This is a genomic window from Streptomyces sp. NPDC000345 (assembly GCF_042898825.1).
GTDB lineage: Bacteria > Actinomycetota > Actinomycetes > Streptomycetales > Streptomycetaceae > Streptomyces.
The window spans coordinates 239,687-257,289 of sequence record NZ_JBIAZE010000004.1 but is presented as its reverse complement, the minus strand read 5'-3'; the positions used below and the strand labels follow the sequence as shown (position 1 = coordinate 257,289).

Annotated in this window: 18 protein-coding genes; 10 read left to right on the top strand and 8 right to left on the bottom strand. The window is 72.5% G+C overall.

What is annotated here, in order from left to right; translation table 11 throughout:
* Positions 1-103 precede the first annotated feature (103 nt).
* Entirely contained in the window at positions 104-832 is a 729-nt protein-coding gene (locus ACFY30_RS11415) for a lysophospholipid acyltransferase family protein (RefSeq protein ID WP_390844960.1), read from the top strand.
* Positions 833-884: 52 nt separating this feature from the next.
* Here the strand turns inward: ACFY30_RS11415 and ACFY30_RS11410 are convergent, their stop codons facing one another.
* From ACFY30_RS11410 to ACFY30_RS11395, 4 genes are all read right to left on the bottom strand, one after another.
* Positions 885-1,481 (bottom strand): transglutaminase domain-containing protein, encoded by a 597-nt coding sequence (locus tag ACFY30_RS11410; protein WP_390844959.1) that lies wholly within the window; start codon positions 1,479-1,481, stop codon positions 885-887.
* An 81-nt stretch (positions 1,482-1,562) separates the two neighbouring features.
* Complete coding sequence (locus ACFY30_RS11405; RefSeq protein ID WP_390844958.1) at positions 1,563-2,633, bottom strand: threonine aldolase family protein; 1,071 nt, start codon at positions 2,631-2,633, stop codon at positions 1,563-1,565.
* Positions 2,630-3,376: an SDR family NAD(P)-dependent oxidoreductase gene (locus tag ACFY30_RS11400; RefSeq protein WP_390844957.1), complete on the bottom strand. Its 747-nt coding sequence runs from the start codon at positions 3,374-3,376 to the stop codon at positions 2,630-2,632. The genes ACFY30_RS11405 and ACFY30_RS11400 overlap by 4 nt, the downstream gene beginning before the upstream one ends.
* A 35-nt stretch (positions 3,377-3,411) precedes the next feature.
* On the bottom strand, positions 3,412-4,809 hold the full coding sequence (locus tag ACFY30_RS11395; RefSeq protein WP_390844956.1) for a DUF6421 family protein: 1,398 nt from the start codon (positions 4,807-4,809) through the stop codon (positions 3,412-3,414).
* Between the two features lie 271 nt (positions 4,810-5,080).
* Between ACFY30_RS11395 and ACFY30_RS11390 the strand changes: the two genes are divergently transcribed.
* Positions 5,081-5,764: a glycerophosphodiester phosphodiesterase gene (locus tag ACFY30_RS11390; RefSeq protein ID WP_390844955.1), complete on the top strand. Its 684-nt coding sequence runs from the start codon at positions 5,081-5,083 to the stop codon at positions 5,762-5,764.
* A 6-nt stretch (positions 5,765-5,770) separates the two neighbouring features.
* Here the strand turns inward: ACFY30_RS11390 and ACFY30_RS11385 are convergent, their stop codons facing one another.
* Positions 5,771-6,307, bottom strand: coding sequence for a GNAT family N-acetyltransferase (locus tag ACFY30_RS11385; protein WP_390844954.1), 537 nt, complete (start codon positions 6,305-6,307; stop codon positions 5,771-5,773).
* A 73-nt stretch (positions 6,308-6,380) separates the two neighbouring features.
* On the opposite strand from ACFY30_RS11385, the gene ACFY30_RS11380 reads away from it, so the two are divergent.
* Both ACFY30_RS11380 and ACFY30_RS11375 read left to right on the top strand, forming a co-directional pair.
* Positions 6,381-6,773: a VOC family protein gene (locus tag ACFY30_RS11380; RefSeq protein WP_390844953.1), complete on the top strand. Its 393-nt coding sequence runs from the start codon at positions 6,381-6,383 to the stop codon at positions 6,771-6,773.
* 955 nt (positions 6,774-7,728) lie between these two features.
* On the top strand, positions 7,729-8,493 hold the full coding sequence (locus tag ACFY30_RS11375; RefSeq protein ID WP_390844952.1) for a VOC family protein: 765 nt from the start codon (positions 7,729-7,731) through the stop codon (positions 8,491-8,493).
* 31 nt (positions 8,494-8,524) lie between these two features.
* Here ACFY30_RS11375 and ACFY30_RS11370 read toward each other — a convergent pair whose 3' ends face one another.
* On the bottom strand, positions 8,525-9,070 hold the full coding sequence (locus ACFY30_RS11370; RefSeq protein ID WP_390844951.1) for a MarR family winged helix-turn-helix transcriptional regulator: 546 nt from the start codon (positions 9,068-9,070) through the stop codon (positions 8,525-8,527).
* Positions 9,067-10,896 carry an FUSC family protein gene (locus ACFY30_RS11365; protein ID WP_390844950.1) on the bottom strand — a complete coding sequence of 610 codons (1,830 nt, stop codon included), beginning with the start codon at positions 10,894-10,896 and terminating at the stop codon, positions 9,067-9,069. The genes ACFY30_RS11370 and ACFY30_RS11365 overlap by 4 nt, the downstream gene beginning before the upstream one ends.
* A 167-nt stretch (positions 10,897-11,063) precedes the next feature.
* Between ACFY30_RS11365 and ACFY30_RS11360 the strand changes: the two genes are divergently transcribed.
* From ACFY30_RS11360 to ACFY30_RS11340, 5 genes are all read left to right on the top strand, one after another.
* Positions 11,064-11,657 carry a DUF5134 domain-containing protein gene (locus ACFY30_RS11360; protein ID WP_390844949.1) on the top strand — a complete coding sequence of 198 codons (594 nt, stop codon included), beginning with the start codon at positions 11,064-11,066 and terminating at the stop codon, positions 11,655-11,657.
* Between the two features lie 82 nt (positions 11,658-11,739).
* A complete protein-coding gene (locus ACFY30_RS11355; RefSeq protein ID WP_390844948.1) occupies positions 11,740-12,675 on the top strand; it encodes a M56 family metallopeptidase in 936 nt (311 codons plus the stop codon).
* A 307-nt stretch (positions 12,676-12,982) separates the two neighbouring features.
* Positions 12,983-13,654 carry a phosphatase PAP2 family protein gene (locus ACFY30_RS11350; protein WP_390844947.1) on the top strand — a complete coding sequence of 224 codons (672 nt, stop codon included), beginning with the start codon at positions 12,983-12,985 and terminating at the stop codon, positions 13,652-13,654.
* Between the two features lie 101 nt (positions 13,655-13,755).
* Positions 13,756-14,469 carry an HAD family hydrolase gene (locus ACFY30_RS11345; protein ID WP_390844946.1) on the top strand — a complete coding sequence of 238 codons (714 nt, stop codon included), beginning with the start codon at positions 13,756-13,758 and terminating at the stop codon, positions 14,467-14,469.
* Between the two features lie 152 nt (positions 14,470-14,621).
* On the top strand, positions 14,622-15,296 hold the full coding sequence (locus ACFY30_RS11340) for a TetR/AcrR family transcriptional regulator (RefSeq protein WP_390844945.1): 675 nt from the start codon (positions 14,622-14,624) through the stop codon (positions 15,294-15,296).
* Here ACFY30_RS11340 and ACFY30_RS11335 read toward each other — a convergent pair.
* Positions 15,284-16,786, bottom strand: a complete 1,503-nt coding sequence (locus tag ACFY30_RS11335; RefSeq protein WP_390844944.1) for an LVIVD repeat-containing protein — start codon at positions 16,784-16,786, stop codon at positions 15,284-15,286. The genes ACFY30_RS11340 and ACFY30_RS11335 overlap by 13 nt on opposite strands.
* Positions 16,787-16,964: 178 nt before the next feature.
* Between ACFY30_RS11335 and ACFY30_RS11330 the strand changes: the two genes are divergently transcribed.
* A complete protein-coding gene (locus ACFY30_RS11330; protein WP_390844943.1) occupies positions 16,965-17,603 on the top strand; it encodes a DUF305 domain-containing protein in 639 nt (212 codons plus the stop codon).

Below are 17,603 nucleotides of genomic sequence, written 5' to 3'. Positions count from 1 at the left end.
CGGCCGTTCTTCGGGCACGATCTCGACATGCCGTAAACCTACGGCTGCGTAACTTTGCCCGGGGGGAATCCCTTCCGGGCAGAAGGAAGGGTCCGCCCCGCCCATGGCAGAGCTTGTCTACCGTCCCGTCGTCGGCCTCGCCCAGACCTTGTTCAAGGCCTGGGACCTCAAGATCGACTGCAAGGGGTCGGAGAACATCCCGCGCTCGGGCGGCGCCGTGCTGGTGAGCAATCACATCAGCTACCTCGACTTCATCTTCAACGGCCTGGCGGCGCTCCCGCAGAAACGTCTGGTGCGGTTCATGGCGAAGGAGTCCGTCTTCCGCCACAAGGTGTCCGGTCCGCTCATGCGCGCCATGAAGCACATCCCTGTGGACCGCAACCAGGGCGAGGCGGCCTACCAGCACGCGCTGGACTCGCTGCGCTCGGGTGAGATCGTCGGGGTCTTCCCCGAGGCGACCATCTCGCAGTCCTTCACCCTGAAGAGCTTCAAGTCGGGCGCGGCGCGGCTCGCGCAGGAGGCGGGCGTGCCGCTGATCCCCATGGCCGTGTGGGGGACGCAGCGGCTGTGGACGAAGGGTCACCCGCGCAACTTCAAGCGCAGCCACACCCCGATCACCATCCGGGTGGGCGAGGCGATCGAGGCGTCCAAGGACAAGTACGCGGGTGCCCTCACCCGTCAGGTGCGCGAGCGCGTCCAGGAGCTCCTGGAGGCCGCCCAGCGCGCCTACCCGGTCCGCCCGAAGGACGCGAACGACACCTGGTGGATGCCGGCCCATCTGGGCGGGACCGCGCCGACGCCGGAGCAGGTGCGGGCGGCCGAGACCGGCTGAGACGGCCCGAGAGGCGTCGCCGGCCCCGGTGGACGTCCGCGTACCGCTCGGCTCAGTCCAGCCCGGCCGGAAGCGTCTCCCAGAGGTGGGGCCGGTCCGGCGCGGCCTTGAGCGCCGTCAGCACCGCCGGGTGCGGGGCGGCGTACAGAACGGGGTAGTCCAGCTCGCCCGCCTCGGCGTCCGGGAGGAAGGCGAGCCGTTCGCCGTCCAGGGAGAACCGCGCGTCCACACCCGGCTTGTTGCCGCGCGGGTCCTGGCGGTGCCAGGCGCCGTGGAAACGGACGGCGACCAGGCCGTGGACGCAGTACCCGGCACCGGCGTCATGGGCGAACCGCTGGTAGCACAGCGCCGTCGGGATGTCCTCGGCCCGCAGCAGGGCGGCGAGCGCGTGGGCCTTGGCGTAGCAGATGCCCGTGCCCTGTTCGAGCACGTCGGAGGCGCGCCAGGTGACGCGCGGGTCGCCCGAGTCCTGCGAGTGGGGAATCGTGTCGCGCACCAACTCGAACGCCAGACGCGCATAGTCATACGAGTCCGCGGCATCTTTCGCCAGCCGTGCGGCCGTTTCCCTGACCAGCGGGCGGTCATGGTCGATGACCTCGTCTGCGGCCAAATAGGCGGACAGGTCGGGGTTCTCCTGGATCAGCTCCATGGCTGGAGAGCATAGAAACGCGATCACCCGAGAGTCAATGACTTTTCAGATGACCGCATATCTATGCAGGACTGGATGCCGCTAGTGCGCCATCTCCTCCTTGACGGCCGCGACGAACGCGTCCACGTCCTCCTCGGTGGTGTCGAACGCGCACATCCAGCGCACGACACCCTCGGCCTCGTCCCAGAAGTAGAACCGGAACCGCTTCTGCAGCCGCAGGCTCACCTCGTGCGGCAGCTTCGCGAAGACCCCGTTGGCCTGGACCGGGTGGAGGATCTCCACCCCGTGCACCGCCCGCACGCCCTCGGCCAGCCGCTGGGCCATCTCGTTGGCGTGCCGGGCGTTGCGCAGCCACAGGTCCTTGGCGAGCAGCGCCTCCAACTGCACCGACACGAAACGCATCTTCGAGGCGAGCTGCATGGACAGCTTGCGCAGGTGCTTCATCCGGCCGACGGCGTCCTGGTTGATGACGACGACCGCCTCGCCGAACAGCGCGCCGTTCTTCGTCCCGCCGAGGGAGAGGATGTCGACGCCGGCCGCGTTGGTGAACGTCCGCATGGGGACGTTCAGGGAGGCGGCCGCGTTGGCGATGCGGGAGCCGTCCAGGTGGACCTTCATACCGTGCGCGTGGGCGTGGTCGCAGATCGCCCGGATCTCGTCCGGCGTGTAGAGGGTGCCGAGCTCCGTGCTCTGGGTGATCGAGACGACCTGCGGCATCGCGCGGTGCTCGTCCTCCCAGCCCCAGGCCTGCCGGTCGACCAGCTCGGGGGTGAGCTTGCCGTCGGGCGTGGGGACGGTGAGCAGCTTCAGGCCGCCCATGCGCTCGGGTGCGCCGCCCTCGTCGACGTTGATGTGGGCGCTCTCGGCGCAGATCACCGCGCCCCAGCGGTCGGTGACCGCCTGGAGCGCCACGACGTTGGCGCCGGTGCCGTTGAAGACCGGGAACGCCTCCGCCGTGGAGCCGAAGTGGCTGCGGACGATCCGCTGGAGGTTCTCGGTGTAGTCGTCCTCGCCGTACGCCACCTGATGGCCGCCGTTGGCCAGGGCCAGGGCGGCCATCACCTCCGGGTGGGCCCCGGCGTAGTTGTCGCTGGCGAACCCACGGACCTCCGGGTCGTGATGGCGGCGGGCGTCGGTCTTCGGTGGGTTCACGGCTTCTCGGTGAGCCACAGACGCTGTCCGTTCACTTCGGGGGCGGACTTCTCCCAGACTCCGGCGATGGCCTCGGCCAGGTCCTTGACATCGGTGAAGCCCGCGAACTTCGCGTGGGGCCGCTCGGCGCGCATCGCGTCGTGCACCAGCGCCTTCACCACCAGGATGGCGGCCGCCGAGCTCGGGCCCTCGGCGCCGCCGGCCTTGCGGAAGAAGTCGGCCAGGGCCAGCGTCCAGGCCTCGGCCGCGGCCTTGGCGGCGGCGTAGGCGGCGTTGCCCGCGCTGGGGCTGCTGGCGCCCGCGGCGCTGATCAGGACGTAGCGGCCCCGCTCGCTGCGCTGCAGCGACTCGTGGAAGGCGAGGGAGGTGTGCTGCACGGTCTTGACGAGCAGCAGCTCCAGCAGGTCCCAGTCGTCGAGGCTCGTCTTGGTGAAGGTCTCGCTGCCACGCCAGCCGCCGACGAGATGCACCAGGCCGTCGACGCGGCCGAAGTCCTTCTCGATACGGGTGGCCCACTCCCGGGTGGAGTTCAGGTCGAGCAGGTCGACGGTGTCACCGGTGACGGTCGCGCCGCCGGCCTCGTAGCGGGCGTGGTCGACGGCCTCCGCCAGACGCTCCGGGTCGTTGTCCGCGCCGACGACGGTCGCGCCCGCGCGGGCGAGCCTGAGCAGCGCCGCGCGGCCCGCGGGTCCGCCCGCGCCGGCCACCGCGATCACCGCACCGTTGAGAGCCCCGTTCCCCATCCTTGCCTCCTGCTGAGCGGTGTTCGTACGGTCGCTCACGCGGCGACCTTGCCGGCGCTGTCCGCCGTGATGCCCCGGGTCGAGGCGATCACGTTCTTCAGCTTCTTGGACAGTGCCTCATAGAACATGCTCAGCGGAAACTCGTCCGGAAGCACGTCATCGACGAGTTTGCGCGGCGGCTGGCTCAGGTCCAGGGCGTCGGGGCCCTTGGCCCACTTGGAGCCCGGGTGCGGGGCGAGGTAGGTGGAGACCAGTTCGTAGCCGGCGAACCAGTGGACCAGCTTCGGGCGGTCGATGCCGTCGCGGTACAGCGTCTCGATCTCGGCGCAGAGCTGGTTGGTGACCTGCGGGGCGCGCTGCCAGTCGATGTGCAGCTTGTTGTCGGTCCAGCGGACGACGTCGTGCTTGTGCAGGTAGGCGAAGAGCAGCTGTCCGCCGAGGCCGTCGTAGTTGCGGACACGCTCGCCGGTGACCGGGAAGCGGAACATGCGGTCGAAGAGGACGGCGTACTGCACGTCACGGGCCTGCGGGACGCCGTCGGCCTCCAGCTTCACGGCCTCCTTGAAGGCGGTGAGGTCGCAGCGCAGCTCCTCCAGGCCGTACATCCAGAACGGCTGGCGCTGCTTGATCATGAAGGGGTCGAAGGGCAGGTCGCCGTGGCTGTGGGTGCGGTCGTGGACCATGTCCCACAGGACGAAGGCCTCCTCGCAGCGCTTCTGGTCGTGGACCATCGCGGCGATGTCCTCGGGCAGCTCCAGGCCGAGGATGTCGACGGCGGCGTCGGTGACGCGGCGGAAGCGGGCGGCCTCGCGGTCGCAGAAGATGCCGCCCCAGGAGAAACGTTCCGGCGCCTCACGGACGGCGATCGTCTCCGGGAAGAGCACGGCCGAGTTGGTGTCGTAGCCGGAGGTGAAGTCCTCGAAGGTGATGCCGCAGAACAGCGGGTTGTCGTAACGGGTGCGCTCCAACTCGGCCAGCCAGTCCGGCCAGACCATGCGCAGCACGACCGCCTCCAGATTGCGGTCCGGGTTGCCGTTCTGCGTGTACATCGGGAACACGACCAGGTGCTGCAGGCCGTCCGCGCGGTTGGCGGCGGGCTGGAAGGCCAGCAGCGAGTCGAGGAAGTCCGGCACGCCGAAGCCGCCGTCGATCCAGGCCCGCAGGTCCCCGGCCAGCGCACGGTGGTACTCCGCGTCGTGCGGGAGCAGCGGGGACAGCTCCCCGACCGCCTCGATCACGTCCCGGACGGCCTGCTCGGCCCGGGCGCGCTCCGGGGCGCCCTCAGCCGTGAAGTCGATCGATCCGTCCTTGGACTGCCAGGGGCGGATGCGCTCCACGGCATCCTTGAGCACCGGCCAAGCCGGGTGCTCCACCACCCTGCTCGCGGGAGGAATCCGCTCCTCCATCGCCGCCTGCACAAGAATTTCCGTCATGTCCCATCCTCCACTGGAGAACCTCGCGTATGGACACCGTATGCATACGAGGTTTCCTCCAGCAAGTGGGGCCACGGGAAATTATCCTGCGCGCTCGCATCTTCACTGCAGTTTTTCCTGTCGGACACCGGAGGAGTGACTACTTCCGCTACGGCTGGGTAGGCGCGCCGGGCACCGCCGTCTACACGTGTCCATGGCCGCCCCGGGGCCGTTAGGCTGCGGACTTCTCCACCCCCCCGTCTCCCCGCCGTCGACGGAAGCGAGTCCCGTCTTGAACTTCGTCACCATCGGTCACCGCGGCGTCATGGGTGTCGAGCCCGAGAACACCCTGCGCTCCTTCGTCGCCGCCGAGGAGGCCGGCCTCGATGCGATCGAACTCGATCTGCATCTGAGCAAGGACGGCGCCCTCGTGGTCATGCACGACCCCGACGTGGATCGCACGACGGACGGTACGGGGCCCATCGCCGACCAGACCCTCGCGGAGCTGAAGACGCTCGACGCGGGGCGCGGCGAGCGGGTACCGGTGTTCGAGGAGGTCCTGGACGCGGTGGCGCTGCCGCTGCAGGCCGAGATCAAGGACGTGCAGGCGGCGCGGGCGCTGGCCGAGGTGATGCATGCCCGGGACCTGCTGGGGCGGGTGGAGGTGTCCTCGTTCCACGACGAGGCGGTCGCCGAGATGGCCCGCCTGGTGCCCGGGGTGCGCACCGCGCTGATCGGCAGCCGCTACGGCCTCGACATCGTGGCCCGGGCCGTGGACGCGGGGGCCGCCACCGTGTGCCTGAACCTGCGGCGCCTCACCCTGGAGATCGTCGAGGAGGCCCGCAGGCGGGACCTGCGGATCATCGGATGGGTCGTCAACACCCAGCACCAGCTGCGGCTCGTCCGCGCGCTGGAGCTGGACGGCGCGACCACCGACTACCCGGAGATCCGGCGCACGGGCCGCTTCACCGCGTGAACCGGCTCAGACGAGCGGCTTGACCAGCAGCTCGAACTGCAGGTCGTCGCGCTGAGGGATGCCGAAGCGCTCGTCGCCGTAGGGGAAGGGCGTCATCCGTCCGGTACGGCGGTAGCCGCGGCGCTCGTACCAGGCGATCAGGTCGTCGCGCACCGAGATCACGGTCATGTGCATCTCGGTGGCGCCCCAGATCGCGCGGGCCTGCCGCTCGGCCTCCGCGAGGACCGTCCTGCCGAGGCCGCCGCCCTGAGCCGTGGGGCTGACCGCGAACATGCCGAAGTACGCGTGAGCGCCCCGGTGTTCGAGCTGGCAGCAGGCGACGATCCGGCCCTCCTGCTCGACCGTGAGCACCCGGCCGTCCGCCGACTTGATGATCTCGAGCACGCCCTCGGGGTCGGTCCGCTGTCCCTGGAGGATGTCCGCCTCCGTGGTCCATCCGGCCCTGCTGGACTCCCCGCGGTACGCCGACTCGACGAGCGCGACCAGCTCGTCCACGTCGGCGTCGGTGGCGTCACGGAAGGTGAGGGCGGCGGCGGTGTCCATGCGGGCGGTCTCCGGTGTCTGGCGCGGCTGGGACTCGGACGAGAGTAACCCCGCCCCGCTAGGCTCCGGCTGCATGGTGCACGTACTCAGCAGCAGGACCCTGCTGCGCCCCACCGACCCCGAACGCTCGCGCACGTTCTACGGCGAACAGCTGGGCCTGGCCGTCTACCGCGAGTTCGGTACGGGCCCGGACCGTGGGGTCGTCTACTTCCTCGGCGGCGGCTTCCTGGAGCTCTCGGGCCGGTCCCGGACCTCGCCGGACCCTGCCGTACGGCTCTGGTTGCAGGTCCCGGACCTGACGGCGGCACACGACGAGCTGCGGGCCAAGGGCGTCGGGGTCGTCCGGCCGCCGGTGAAGGAGCCGTGGGGGCTGGTCGAGATGTGGATCGAGGATCCGGACGGCACACCGATCGTGCTGGTGGAGGTACCGGCGGACCATCCGATCCGGTACCGGCCGGGCATCTGAGACCGGCGGGCTTCGGCGGGCCGGGGGTGCGGGGCGGCCGCGGGCCGAGGGTGGGGGCGGCTGCGGGCCGAGGGTACGAGCCGGCCGCGGGCCCAGACTGGGGGCGCCGCCGGCCCGGGCCTCCGGGGGCGGATTCCGGGCACGGAGGGGCCAGGCCCAGAGCGCCGATGACCGCAGCCGGCAGCCCAGCGGCCGGGGCGAGGGCCGGAGCACCGCCGCCGCAGGCGGCCAGAGCCCGGACTTCACGGCGGGGGCGGAGCTGGAGGCGCCGATGACCGCAGCCGGCAGCCCAGCGGCCGGGGCGAGGGCCGGAGCACCGCCGCCGCAGGGGGCCAGAGCCCGGACTTCACGGCGGGGGCGGAGCTGGAGGCGCCGATGACCGCAGCCCAGAGCCCGGACAGGGGACGCCGGACGGCCGCGGCACGAGGTGGGCCTCAGCGCAGGGGCCGCAGGAAGGGGGCGCGGGTCCAGCTTGCGGGAGCCAGAGCCCGGAGCCAGGGCGCCGGAAGCCAGAACCCGGACATGAGGCGCGGGAGGGCCACAGGGCAACGGGGGGGGGACCTCGGGACGCGAAGCCGCCACGGATCGGGGCGCGGGGCGGGTTCTCGGGGGACGCGGGTCCAGCTGCGGGAGCCAGAGCCCAGAGGTCATGGCGGGGGGGAGCCGGAGCCGAGGGCGTCCAGGGCCTGGCCCATGGGTCTGGGCGCGGAGGCGCGGCACATGGCGCCGGAGGGCCGCAGGAGCGGGGCCGGAGCCCGGGCCGCAGCGGCTGGAGCCGAAGGGTGACGGAGGCCAGAGCTCGGGGCGGAGGGTTGCGGTACAGGGCCTCGGAGGGTCGCCGGACGGGGTGCCTGGGGGCCGTCGCGCGGGGTGTGGAGGGGGTGTGGTCAGGGGATGCCGGGGGCGAGGGGCGGGCTTAGCGTGCTGGAGGGGTTCCCTTTTCTGGAGGAACGCCATGAAGCTCGACGTGCCCGTGCCCGGCGGGCCCTGCTGGGCCGAGCTGGGGACCAGTGACCTGGAGGCGGCGAAGCGGTTCTACGCGGAGCTGTTCGGCTGGCGTGCGGAGACGGATCCGCGGCAGGAGGCGGGCGGCTACACCGTCGCGCACCTCGGCGAGGCGGCCGTGGCCGCGCTGACCCCCCTCTACCAGGAGTCGCAGCCGTGCGCCTGGAACGTGTCGTTCGCGGTGACCGACGCCGATGTCAGCGCCCGGCTGATCACGGAGGCCGGCGGCAAGGTGCTGGTCGGCCCGATGGACGTGTTCGACGTGGGGCGTTTCGTGGTCGCCCTCGACCCGGGCGGTGCCGCGTTCCAGTTGTGGCAGGCGGGGACCTTCCCGGGCGCGGGCCTGTTCAACGCGCCCGGCTCGCTCGGCTGGGTGGAACTGCTGACCCGCGACCCCGACCGGGCGGAGACCTTCTACACGACGGTGTTCGGCTGGACCGTGGGCTCTTCGGAGAACTACCGGCAGTGGGGCGTCGGCGGCGCGGACTTCGGCGGCATGATCACGATGGACGACACGTCCCCGCCCGAGGTTCCGCCGCACTGGCTGCCGTACTTCGCGGTGGCGGACGTGGACGCCTCCGCGGGGACGGCGACGCAGGCCGGCGGCAGCGCGCTCATGGAGCCGTCCTCCGTGCCGGACGGCCCGCGGATCGCGGTGCTGCGCGATCCGCAGGGTGCGCTGTTCGGGGTGTACCGGGCGGGCGACGGGAAGTGAGCGGCACCGACCCCCGGCGCCCGGTGCCGGCTCAGGCCTTCAGCGCCTGCATGTGTCCTTCCAGCCGGCTGAGCAACTCACTCAGCAGATGGGCCAGTTCGCCCTGGCGGTCCGCGTCGAGGGCGGACAGTACGGCGCTCTCGTAGGCGAGTTGCTCGGGCAGGATGCCGTCGACGAGCTCGCGGCCGGCGTCCGTGAGGCGGAGGTGGGCGACGCGGCGGTCGCGGGTGTCGCCCCGGCGTTCGACCAGGCCGCGTTCGGTGAGCTGCTTGAGGCGCTTGGTGACGGCGGCTCCGGAGGAGAACGTCTCTCGGGCCAGTTCGCCGGGGGTCAGCTCATGGCCGGTGCGGCGCAGCGCGCCGAGCAGGTCGAACTCCGGACGGCTCAGGCCCGCCCGGCGCAGCGGCGCGTCCTCGGCCTGCTGGAGCAGGGCCGCGCAGCGGTTGACACGGCCGATGATCTCCATGGGCCCGGTGTCGAGGTCCGGCCGCACGGCCCGCCACTGCCGCACCACCGCCGCGACGGTGTCGCTCCTCGTCCCGTCTCCGGCCGCCGCTGGTCCCCGCGTCGCCGTCATCGCCGTACGTCCTCCGCTGTCGTCGTCATCGCGTCCCGGTCCAGAAGCAGGCCCTGGCGCCGTACCGTCGCCGCGAGCGTACGGTGTCCGGACTGTTCGGCCGCCACGACCCGCTCCTCGGGCAGGGCGCGCCGCCACCACTCGCCGTACGCGGCGTCGGCGGTGGCGCGCAGGTCCACCAGGGCGGCGGTGAGCGCGCGGCGGGCGGCCTCCAGCGCCGCGGCGGGGACGGGGGGCGTCCGCGTCAGGAGGTGCGCGGCGTGGTCGCCGGCCTGCGACACGGCCGTCAGGGCCCGGTCCAGGCGGTCTCCGGAGCGGCGGTTGGTCACGGCCACGGCGGCGGCGAAGCCGACGGCGGCGCCGACGAACGTGTCCGCCAGCCGCTCGGTGATCAGCCGGCCGGAGTCCTGGTAGTGGGCGAACTCGGTGATGAGCAGGGCCATCGGGGTGACGCAGACGCTGCCGAGCCAGTAGTTGCGGCTGATCAGCGCCTCCGCGCCGAAGTTGAGGGCGAGGCAGACCAGGACCAGGGCCGCCCGGTGGAGGTGGGCGAGCGGGACGAGCGCGGCGAAGGCGAGGACACCGGCGAGATTGCCGACGACGCGCTGGACGGCGCGGTTCCAGGTGAGGGCGACGTTCGCCTGGTAGAGGGAGGCGGCGGTCACCAGGGCCCAGTAGGGGCGGCCGACACCGAGTGCGAGCGAGACGTGTCCGGCGAGGGCACAGCCGAGGGCGGTACGGACCGCGATCGGGGCGAGCGAACGCAGTTTGCGCCACAACGGTGTCTTCCCGGTGGCCAGTTCGGCGTCGATACCGAGGAGTTCGTCGTCGTCCAGGAGATCGTCGGGGCGCGGGAGCGGGCCGGTGCCGCGCAGGGCACGGGCCCAGGTGCGCAGCCGCTCCGGGTCGCCGGCGCCGGGGGCGGCGAGCGCCGCCTCGGCACGGACGAGCAGCCGCTCCAGGCCGCGGTGGGTCTCCTCACGGCGCACCGCCGGCGGCATTCCGGCAGGGGCCGGGCCGCCGCTGTCACCCCGGCCCGCGGTGCGGGTTCCAGCGGGGGACGGGCGGCCGTCACCGGCCCGGACAGCCGTACGGGGTCCAGCGGGGGACGATCCGCGGTCGTCCGCCGGGCCCGCGGTACGGGTTCCGCCGGGGGCCCGGCCGTCGGTGCGGGCCGCCAGCAGGGTCTGCCAGGCCGCGTGGACGGCGGCCGCCGCGGCGGCTCGGGCCCGGCCTTCGGCCGGTCCGTGCGTCTCGGCGTACGCGGCGGCCGCGCGCAGGGCGTGAGCGGTGGCCCGTCGTTCGGGGCCGTGCGGGCGCACCAGCCCGGGCGCCATGCCGATCAGCCAGGCCCAGGCGCCGGCGGCCAGCGCGAGCCCCAGATGGCCGGGGATCCCACCGGGCGTCTGCGGCACGAACAGGGCGGCGGAGCTGACGAAGGTCAGGACGACGTTGGCCGGCGGCCCGAGACGGGTCGCGTCGCAGAGCACCTTCTGCGCGGCCGCCAGGAGCGCCCCGACGGTGACCAGGACGACCGCGTCGGTGGTGAGCGCGGCCGCGAGCAGAGCGACGGCCAGACCGCCGGTCATGCCCAGGACCACGCCGGCGAGGACCCGGGCACGGGCCCGGTAGGGGCGGTTGTGGGCGTACAGGGCGCACAGGGACCCGGCCATGGTGTACGCCGCGAGGTCGAGGCGGCCGAGCGCCAGCAGGAGCAGGTTCGGCGGGGCCGCCGCGGCGACGACGCTCAGGGCCGGTTTGAACCAGATGTCGGAGGGACGGCCGAGGCGCAGCACGCCGGCCAGCGGGAGGCGGGATCCGGGCATGGCCATTAATTTAGCATGTGTTTTACGCGTGAAATAATCTCCTCGAAGCCACCGCTCACCCGATGTGCTCCCTCGAATGCTCCCCGTGTACATCCTTGCGCTCGCGTGCGCGCCGCGTGCCGTGGGCAGGGCAACCCTCGACGGCGATGTCGAGCGGGGAGGTGCGCGTGCACGGACCGGCTTCGCCCGGCTGGCTGCTGGTCGCGCTGTGTGCGGCGACCGGCGCCTACTGTCTGCTGCGGATGCGCAGCACCGTCGAGGAGCAGCGCCGGGCCGCGGGCGGGGAGGCGCTCATGGGGTTCGGGATGGCCGCGATGGCCGTGCCCACGGCGGCGTTCACCCCGCCCGTCTGGGCCTGGCCGGCGTACGCGGCGGTCTTCGGCGCGGCCGCGCTGCGGGCCCTGTGGGCGGCTCGCACGGACGCGCACCATCTGCACCACCTGGTGGGGACGTCGGCCATGGTCTACATGGCGGCCGCGATGGCCGCCTCCCCGGCCGGCGCGCACGTGCACGGCGGCTCCGCCTCCGGCGTCCCGCTCCTCACGGGCGTCCTGCTGCTGTACTTCACCGGGTACGTCCTCCTCTCCGGCGTACGACTGCTGCCGGCGCCGGGGACCGCCGGGCCGGCCGGGGCAGGAGCCGCGACGCGGGCGGGTGCGGGTGCCGGGCCCGCCGTCGCCTGGGGTGACCGGCCGGAGCTGGCGCGGGCGTGCCGGCTCTCGATGGGGATCGGGATGCTGGCGATGCTGCTGACGATGTGATCCCGGGTTCCCTCGTGGCCTGCGTCACTTCGCCGCGGCAAGCCGTACCCCCGAGCGGCACGCCGCTCATAGGGTGCTGCCCATGACGGTCCCCGCGGTCCTGCTGCTGCTCGGCGCCCTGACCGCTGTCGGCGCGCCCCGGCTGCTCGCCCGGGCCGACTGGCCGGACCGGGAACCGGTGGTCGCGTTGTGGGCCTGGCAGTGCGTGGTGGCGGCGGTCCTGCTGTGCTGCGCGCTGTCGATGACCCTGAGTGCGGCGGCGGCCTGGCAGGCGGTGCGCGGTCATGTCTTCGCGCCGGCCCCGCGCGGTGTCGTGGAGGCCTACGCCCTCGGCCCGACCGGCGCTTGGGCGGCGGCGACGGCCGTGGCGCTCGCGTGCGCCGGGCTGTGGAGCGGGGCCATGCTGGTGCGGGAGGTGACGCGGGCCCGGGCCCGGAGTCGTTCCCGCCGGGCCGAACTGCGCCTGCGAGCGCCGCTGTTGCCGGGAGAGGAGACGACGCCGGGACGGCTCGTCGTCCTGGAGGGCGAGCGGCCCGACGCCTGGTGGTTGCCCGGCGCGGCACCTCGACTCGTCCTCACCACAGCCGCGTTGCGGCGGCTGAAAGGGCGTCAGGTCGATGCCCTGCTCGCGCACGAGCAGGGTCACGCGCAGGCGCGGCACGACTGGCTGCTGCACTCGTCCTCCGCTCTCGCCACCGGGTTTCCGCAGGTTCCGGTGTTCGCCGCGTTCCGCGACGAGATGCACCGGCTGGTCGAACTGGCCGCCGACGACATGGCCTCCCGCCGCTTCGGCCGTCTGACCACCGCGCTCGCCCTGGTCGAACTCAACGCGGACCGCGGGGTGTTCGGTCCCTCCCCCACCCCGCAGGCCCAGGTCCCGCAGCGGGTACACCGGCTGCTCACACCCCCGGACCGGCTCACCGCGACCCGGAGGGTGCGGCTGACGGCGGCGGCCTCGCTGGTGCCGGTGATCCCCGTGCTGGTGGCACTGGTACCGGGGCTGCGGGCGCTGGGCTGAGCCCCGCCGGCCGGACCGGCCGTCCCCGATGCGCCCCGGGCCGCCTCTCCGGGCCCGGCCCGCCCTCCCCCGCTCTCGTCTCCGCCCGGCGGAGGACGCCCCCGGCGTTGCCGCCGGGGCGATCGCCGGGCCCCACGGGCCCCCTGCCCGACCGCCGATTCGTCTGCGCGCCACGCCGACTCCCCGGCCCGGCCCGCCGATTCTCCTGGGCGCCACCCCGGGTTCACCGCCCGGGACGCCCCCGGTCCACCTCCCGTCCCGACCCCCGGGTTGGCCTCGGACCCCACGGTTCGGCGAGGATCGCATCATGCACTCCCCGTCCGTCGACTCCCCGCCCCGTCCCCCCGCACTGCGCACGGCCGCCCGGGCGGCCGCGACCCTCGGTCTGTGCTCGGTCCTCCTCCTCGTCCTGGTCTCGGTCGAGTGGCACCCCCTCGTCTCGGTCGACGACGACATCTCCACCACCACCCACCGCTGGGCCCGCGCCGATCCGGACGTCACACAGGTCTGCCGGATCCTCACGGACTGGGTGTGGGACCCGTTGACCATGCGTCTGCTGGGGGCGGCGGTGGCGGTGTGGCTGGTGTGGCGGTATGCCGCGTGGTGGACGGCGGGCTGGCTGGTCGTCACGTCGGCGGTGGGCACACTGGTCCAGCAGGGGCTGAAGGCCGCGGTCGGCAGGGACCGCCCGGTCTGGCCCGACCCGGTCGACTCGGCTCACTACGCGGCGTACCCCTCGGGGCACGCCCTGACCGCCACGGTGGTGCTGGGCCTCCTGCTGTGGGTGCTGCACCGGCACGGCGTCGGCCGCGCGGTGTGGCGTACGGCGGTGGCGGTGGCGGCGGTCTCCGTGGGGGGCGTGGGCCTGACCCGGATCTGGCTGGGCGTGCACTGGCCCACGGACGTACTCGGCGGCTGGCTCCTCGGGGCGGCCCTGGTGGCCCTGGCGATCGCGGCCCAGCTGCGCTGGCGCCCGTGACCGCGCGGCCCCACGCTCCGGGGGCGCGCGGGCGCGTGGACGAGCTGCCCGTCGGGTGAATCCGGGCCCGCGAGATCGGCCGGGTTCCTAGGATCGGCGGCATGACTGCCGTTCTGTTCGACTTCTCCGGGACCCTCTTCCGTGTCGAGACCGCCGAGTCCTGGCTGCGTGCCGTGCTGGACGGGGCCGGGCTCTCGCTGCCCGAGGCGGAGCTGTCCGCGACGGCGCGGGCGCTGGAGAGGGCCGGCGCGTTGCCGGGCGGGGCGGCCCCCGTGCGGGTGCCCGACGAGATGGCCGGGGTGTGGCGGGTGCGGGACGAGAGCGCCGCGTCGCACCGCGCCGCCTTCACCGGGATGTCCCGTCAGGTGCCGCTGCCCGACCCGGGCCTGCACGACGCGCTGTACGACCGGCACATGACGCCGGCGGCCTGGGCGCCGTATCCCGACGCCCTCGAGGTGCTGAGCGGGCTGCGGGACCTGGGGGTCCGGGTCGGCGTGGTCAGCAACATCGGCTGGGATCTGCGGCCGGTGTTCCGGGAGCACGGGCTCGACCGGTTCGTGGACACGTACGTGCTGTCGTACGAGCACGGCGTGCAGAAGCCGGACCCGCGGCTGTTCGCGGTGGCGTGCGAGGCGCTCGAGGTGGATCCGCGCGCGGCGCTGATGGTCGGGGACGACCGGCGCGCGGACGGCGGGGCGGCGGCGCTGGGCTGCCGGGTGCACTTCGTGGACCATCTGCCGGCGGCCGCACGGCCGGACGCGCTGCGGCCGGTCCTGGAGCTGGCTGCCAAGCCCTCGGACGCCGCGGGACGGTAGCCCGAGGCCACCATCGGGGCGGAAGCACGCCCACTCTGGACGATCCCCCGCGTCGCCCAGAGCGGGCGGCAGCCCGGCCGCACTCCGTGCGGAGCCGTCCGGGATGCGCTGAGTATAGTTGGCTGATAGCCAGTCAACGCAGGAGTTACAGGATGTCCCCGCGCAGCGCCTCGGTCAATGAAGAATTGCGGCGGCGTTCACGGGAGCGGCTTCTGCAGGCCGCCCTCGAGCTGGTGAGCGAGCGCGGATACGAGGCGACGACGCTCGGCGACATCGCGGACCGGGCGGGCTCGGCCCGCGGGCTGGTGTCGTACTACTTCCCGGGCAAGCGTCAGCTCGTGCAGTCGGCCGTGCACCGGCTGATGCACCGCACGCTGCAGGAGGCGCTGGAGCGGGAGCCGCACACCGAGGACGGCCGGGAGCGGATGGCGCGGGCCGTCGACGCGATTCTGGGACTGGCCCGGGACCGTACGGTCCTGATGCGCCAGCACATGGCCGGGCTGCTGCAGGCCGAGGGGTTCGTGCAGTGTCCGGAGCAGCAGCGGCTGGCCGAGCTGCTGCGGGACACCGCCGCCCGGCACGGCTCGCAGGACGTGGCGCACGACTACCCGATGCTGCGTTCCCAGCTCATGGGCGCCGTCTACGCGATGGTGCTGCCCAATGTGCCCCTGCCGCTGACGGCTCTGCGGGCCGAACTGTTCGAGCGCTACCGGCTCGACTGGGAGATGGGGGTCCCGCCGGACGCCGAGGCGTCCGGCGGGAGGGGTGACACGGATCTGTCGCGCTTCTTCGCGACGGAACCGCCCGCCGGTGATCAGTCGAAGTAGTCCGGCTGGGTCTGGACGTTCAGCTCGCGCAGGCGGACCCGCTTCGCCGGGTCCGTGCGCCGGTCGCCGACCTTGAGCACGTCGAAGCCCTTGGCGATGTCGTTCGCGTAGATGTAGCCGTTGTAGTAGTACGCCGACCACGCGCCGCCGACCTGCAGCGCCGTCGTGCTCAGCGGACCGCGCTCGAAGTAGGCGATCTCCTTCGGGTTCGACGAGTCGGTGAACTCCCAGACGGAGACGCCGCCCTGGTACCAGGCCTGGACCATGATGTCCTTGCCCCTGACCGGGATCAGCGAGCCGTTGTGGGCCACGCAGTTCTCGGTGTCCGCCTGGTGGCGGGGGATCTTGTAGTAGCTGCGGAAGACGAGCTTGCGCTTGTCGCCCTTGCCGACGATGTCGTAGATGCCGTCGGCCCCGCGGTTCGGGCCGGTCGCCGCGTTGCAGGTGGCCGCCCCGCCGCCGCCCAGCTCGTCGGTGAAGACGACCTTGTCCGCCTTCTGGCTGAAGGTCGCCGAGTGCCAGAACGCGAAGTTCACGTTGTCCTGGACCTGGTCGATGACCTTCGGGTTCTCCGGGTCCTTGATGGAGAACAGGATGCCGTCACCCATGCAGGCGCCGGCCGCCAGGTCCTTGTCCGGGAGCACCGTGATGTCGTGGCAGCCGGTGGTCTTGGAGACGCCCGGGTTGGTGGGCGCGCCGGGGTTGCCGCCGCCGTCCGGGCCCTCGCCCGGGAAGAGGACGGGGAAGTTCACGACCGCCGCCGTCTCGGGGGCCTTGCGCGGCACCTTGATGACGGAGATGCCGTCGTGCGGGGGCCGGCAGTCGGGGTAGGTGGCGTTGGGCGAGTACGAGGAGACGTAGATGTAGACGTTCTTGCGCTCGGGCACCAGGGTGTGGGTGTGCGAGCCGCAGGCGGTCTCGACGGCGGCCACGTACTTCGGGTTCGCCTTGTCGCTGATGTCGAAGACCTTCATGCCCTCCCAGGAGGACTTCTCGGTCGCGGGCTGCGTGGTGCTGTTGCAACTGCTGTCGCTGCGCGAGGAGTCGGTGGACAGGAACAGCAGGTCGCCGGAGACGGAGATGTCGTTCTGCGAGCCGGGGCAGAGCACCTGGGAGACGGTCTTCGGGGCCTTCGGGTCGCTGATGTCGAAGATCCGGAAGCCGTCGTAGTTGCCGGCGAAGGCGTACTTCCCCTGGAAGGCCAGGTCCGAGTTGGTTCCGGTCAGCGCGTCCTTGGGGATGTTGGTGACGTGCTCGATGTTGTCGGAGTGGACGATCTCGTCCTGCCCGGGTATCTCGCCGTCGGCGATCGCCTCGGCCGCCTCGGCCTGGACGCCGCGGGAAACCTCGCGCTCCACGGCCGGTCCGTCCCCCGGGTCGGGGGTCGCGGCCGCCGGGACCGCCGTGAGCAGCGCGGCCAGAAGGCCGGTACAGGCGGTGGCAACTGCCAGCCGTCTGCGCCGCGTTCGGGGGTCGTTCAACAGGGTCACTGCGTCCTCCCTCGTTGCCGTTCGCTGGGGAACGGTTCACGGTCCCCTGAAGTATCGTCTTCATCATGCACATATCAAAGGCTGGCAACGCACTCGTCATGAATCTTTCCGGTCGTTAGTGCGAAGATCCCTAAGTGGAAGGCCCAGGTCCTCAACCCGCCTGCACCAGGAGGCCGTTGTGCACATCCGCCGCGCATCCCTCACCACCGCGGCCGCGTTGCTCGTCATCGCCCTCGCGGGCTGCGACTCCGGGACGAAGGACACGTCGGGGGCGGCGAGCGGGCCTTCGGTGATCGCGCCGGGCAAGCCGGGCGAGGCCAACCGGACGCTCTCCGCGCAGGACGCGGCCGAGCAGCGGGCCGAGGACGACACACCCAACGCGGCGGACGTGTCATACGCCCGGATGATGATCCAGCACCACGCCCAGGCCCTGGAGATGACCGAACTCGCCCCCGAGCGGGCCGAGTCGGCCGACCTCAAGCGCCTCGCCCTGCGCATCTCGTCCGCGCAGGGCCCGGAGATCGAGGCGATGCGGGGCTGGCTCAAGACGTACGGCAAGGCGGAGACCGGTGAGACGCACGACCACACGGCCATGCCCGGCATGGCGACCGCGGCCCAGCTGAAGAAGCTGCGCGCGGCCCACGGCGAGGCGTTCGACACCCTCTTCCTCACCCTGATGATCACGCATCACCAGGGCGCGATCACGATGGCCACGGACGTCAAGGCACAGGGGAACAACCTGCGCATCGAGGAGATGGCGGACGACGTGGTGGCCCAGCAGACGAGTGAGATCACCCGGATGCAGGGCATGCGGTGA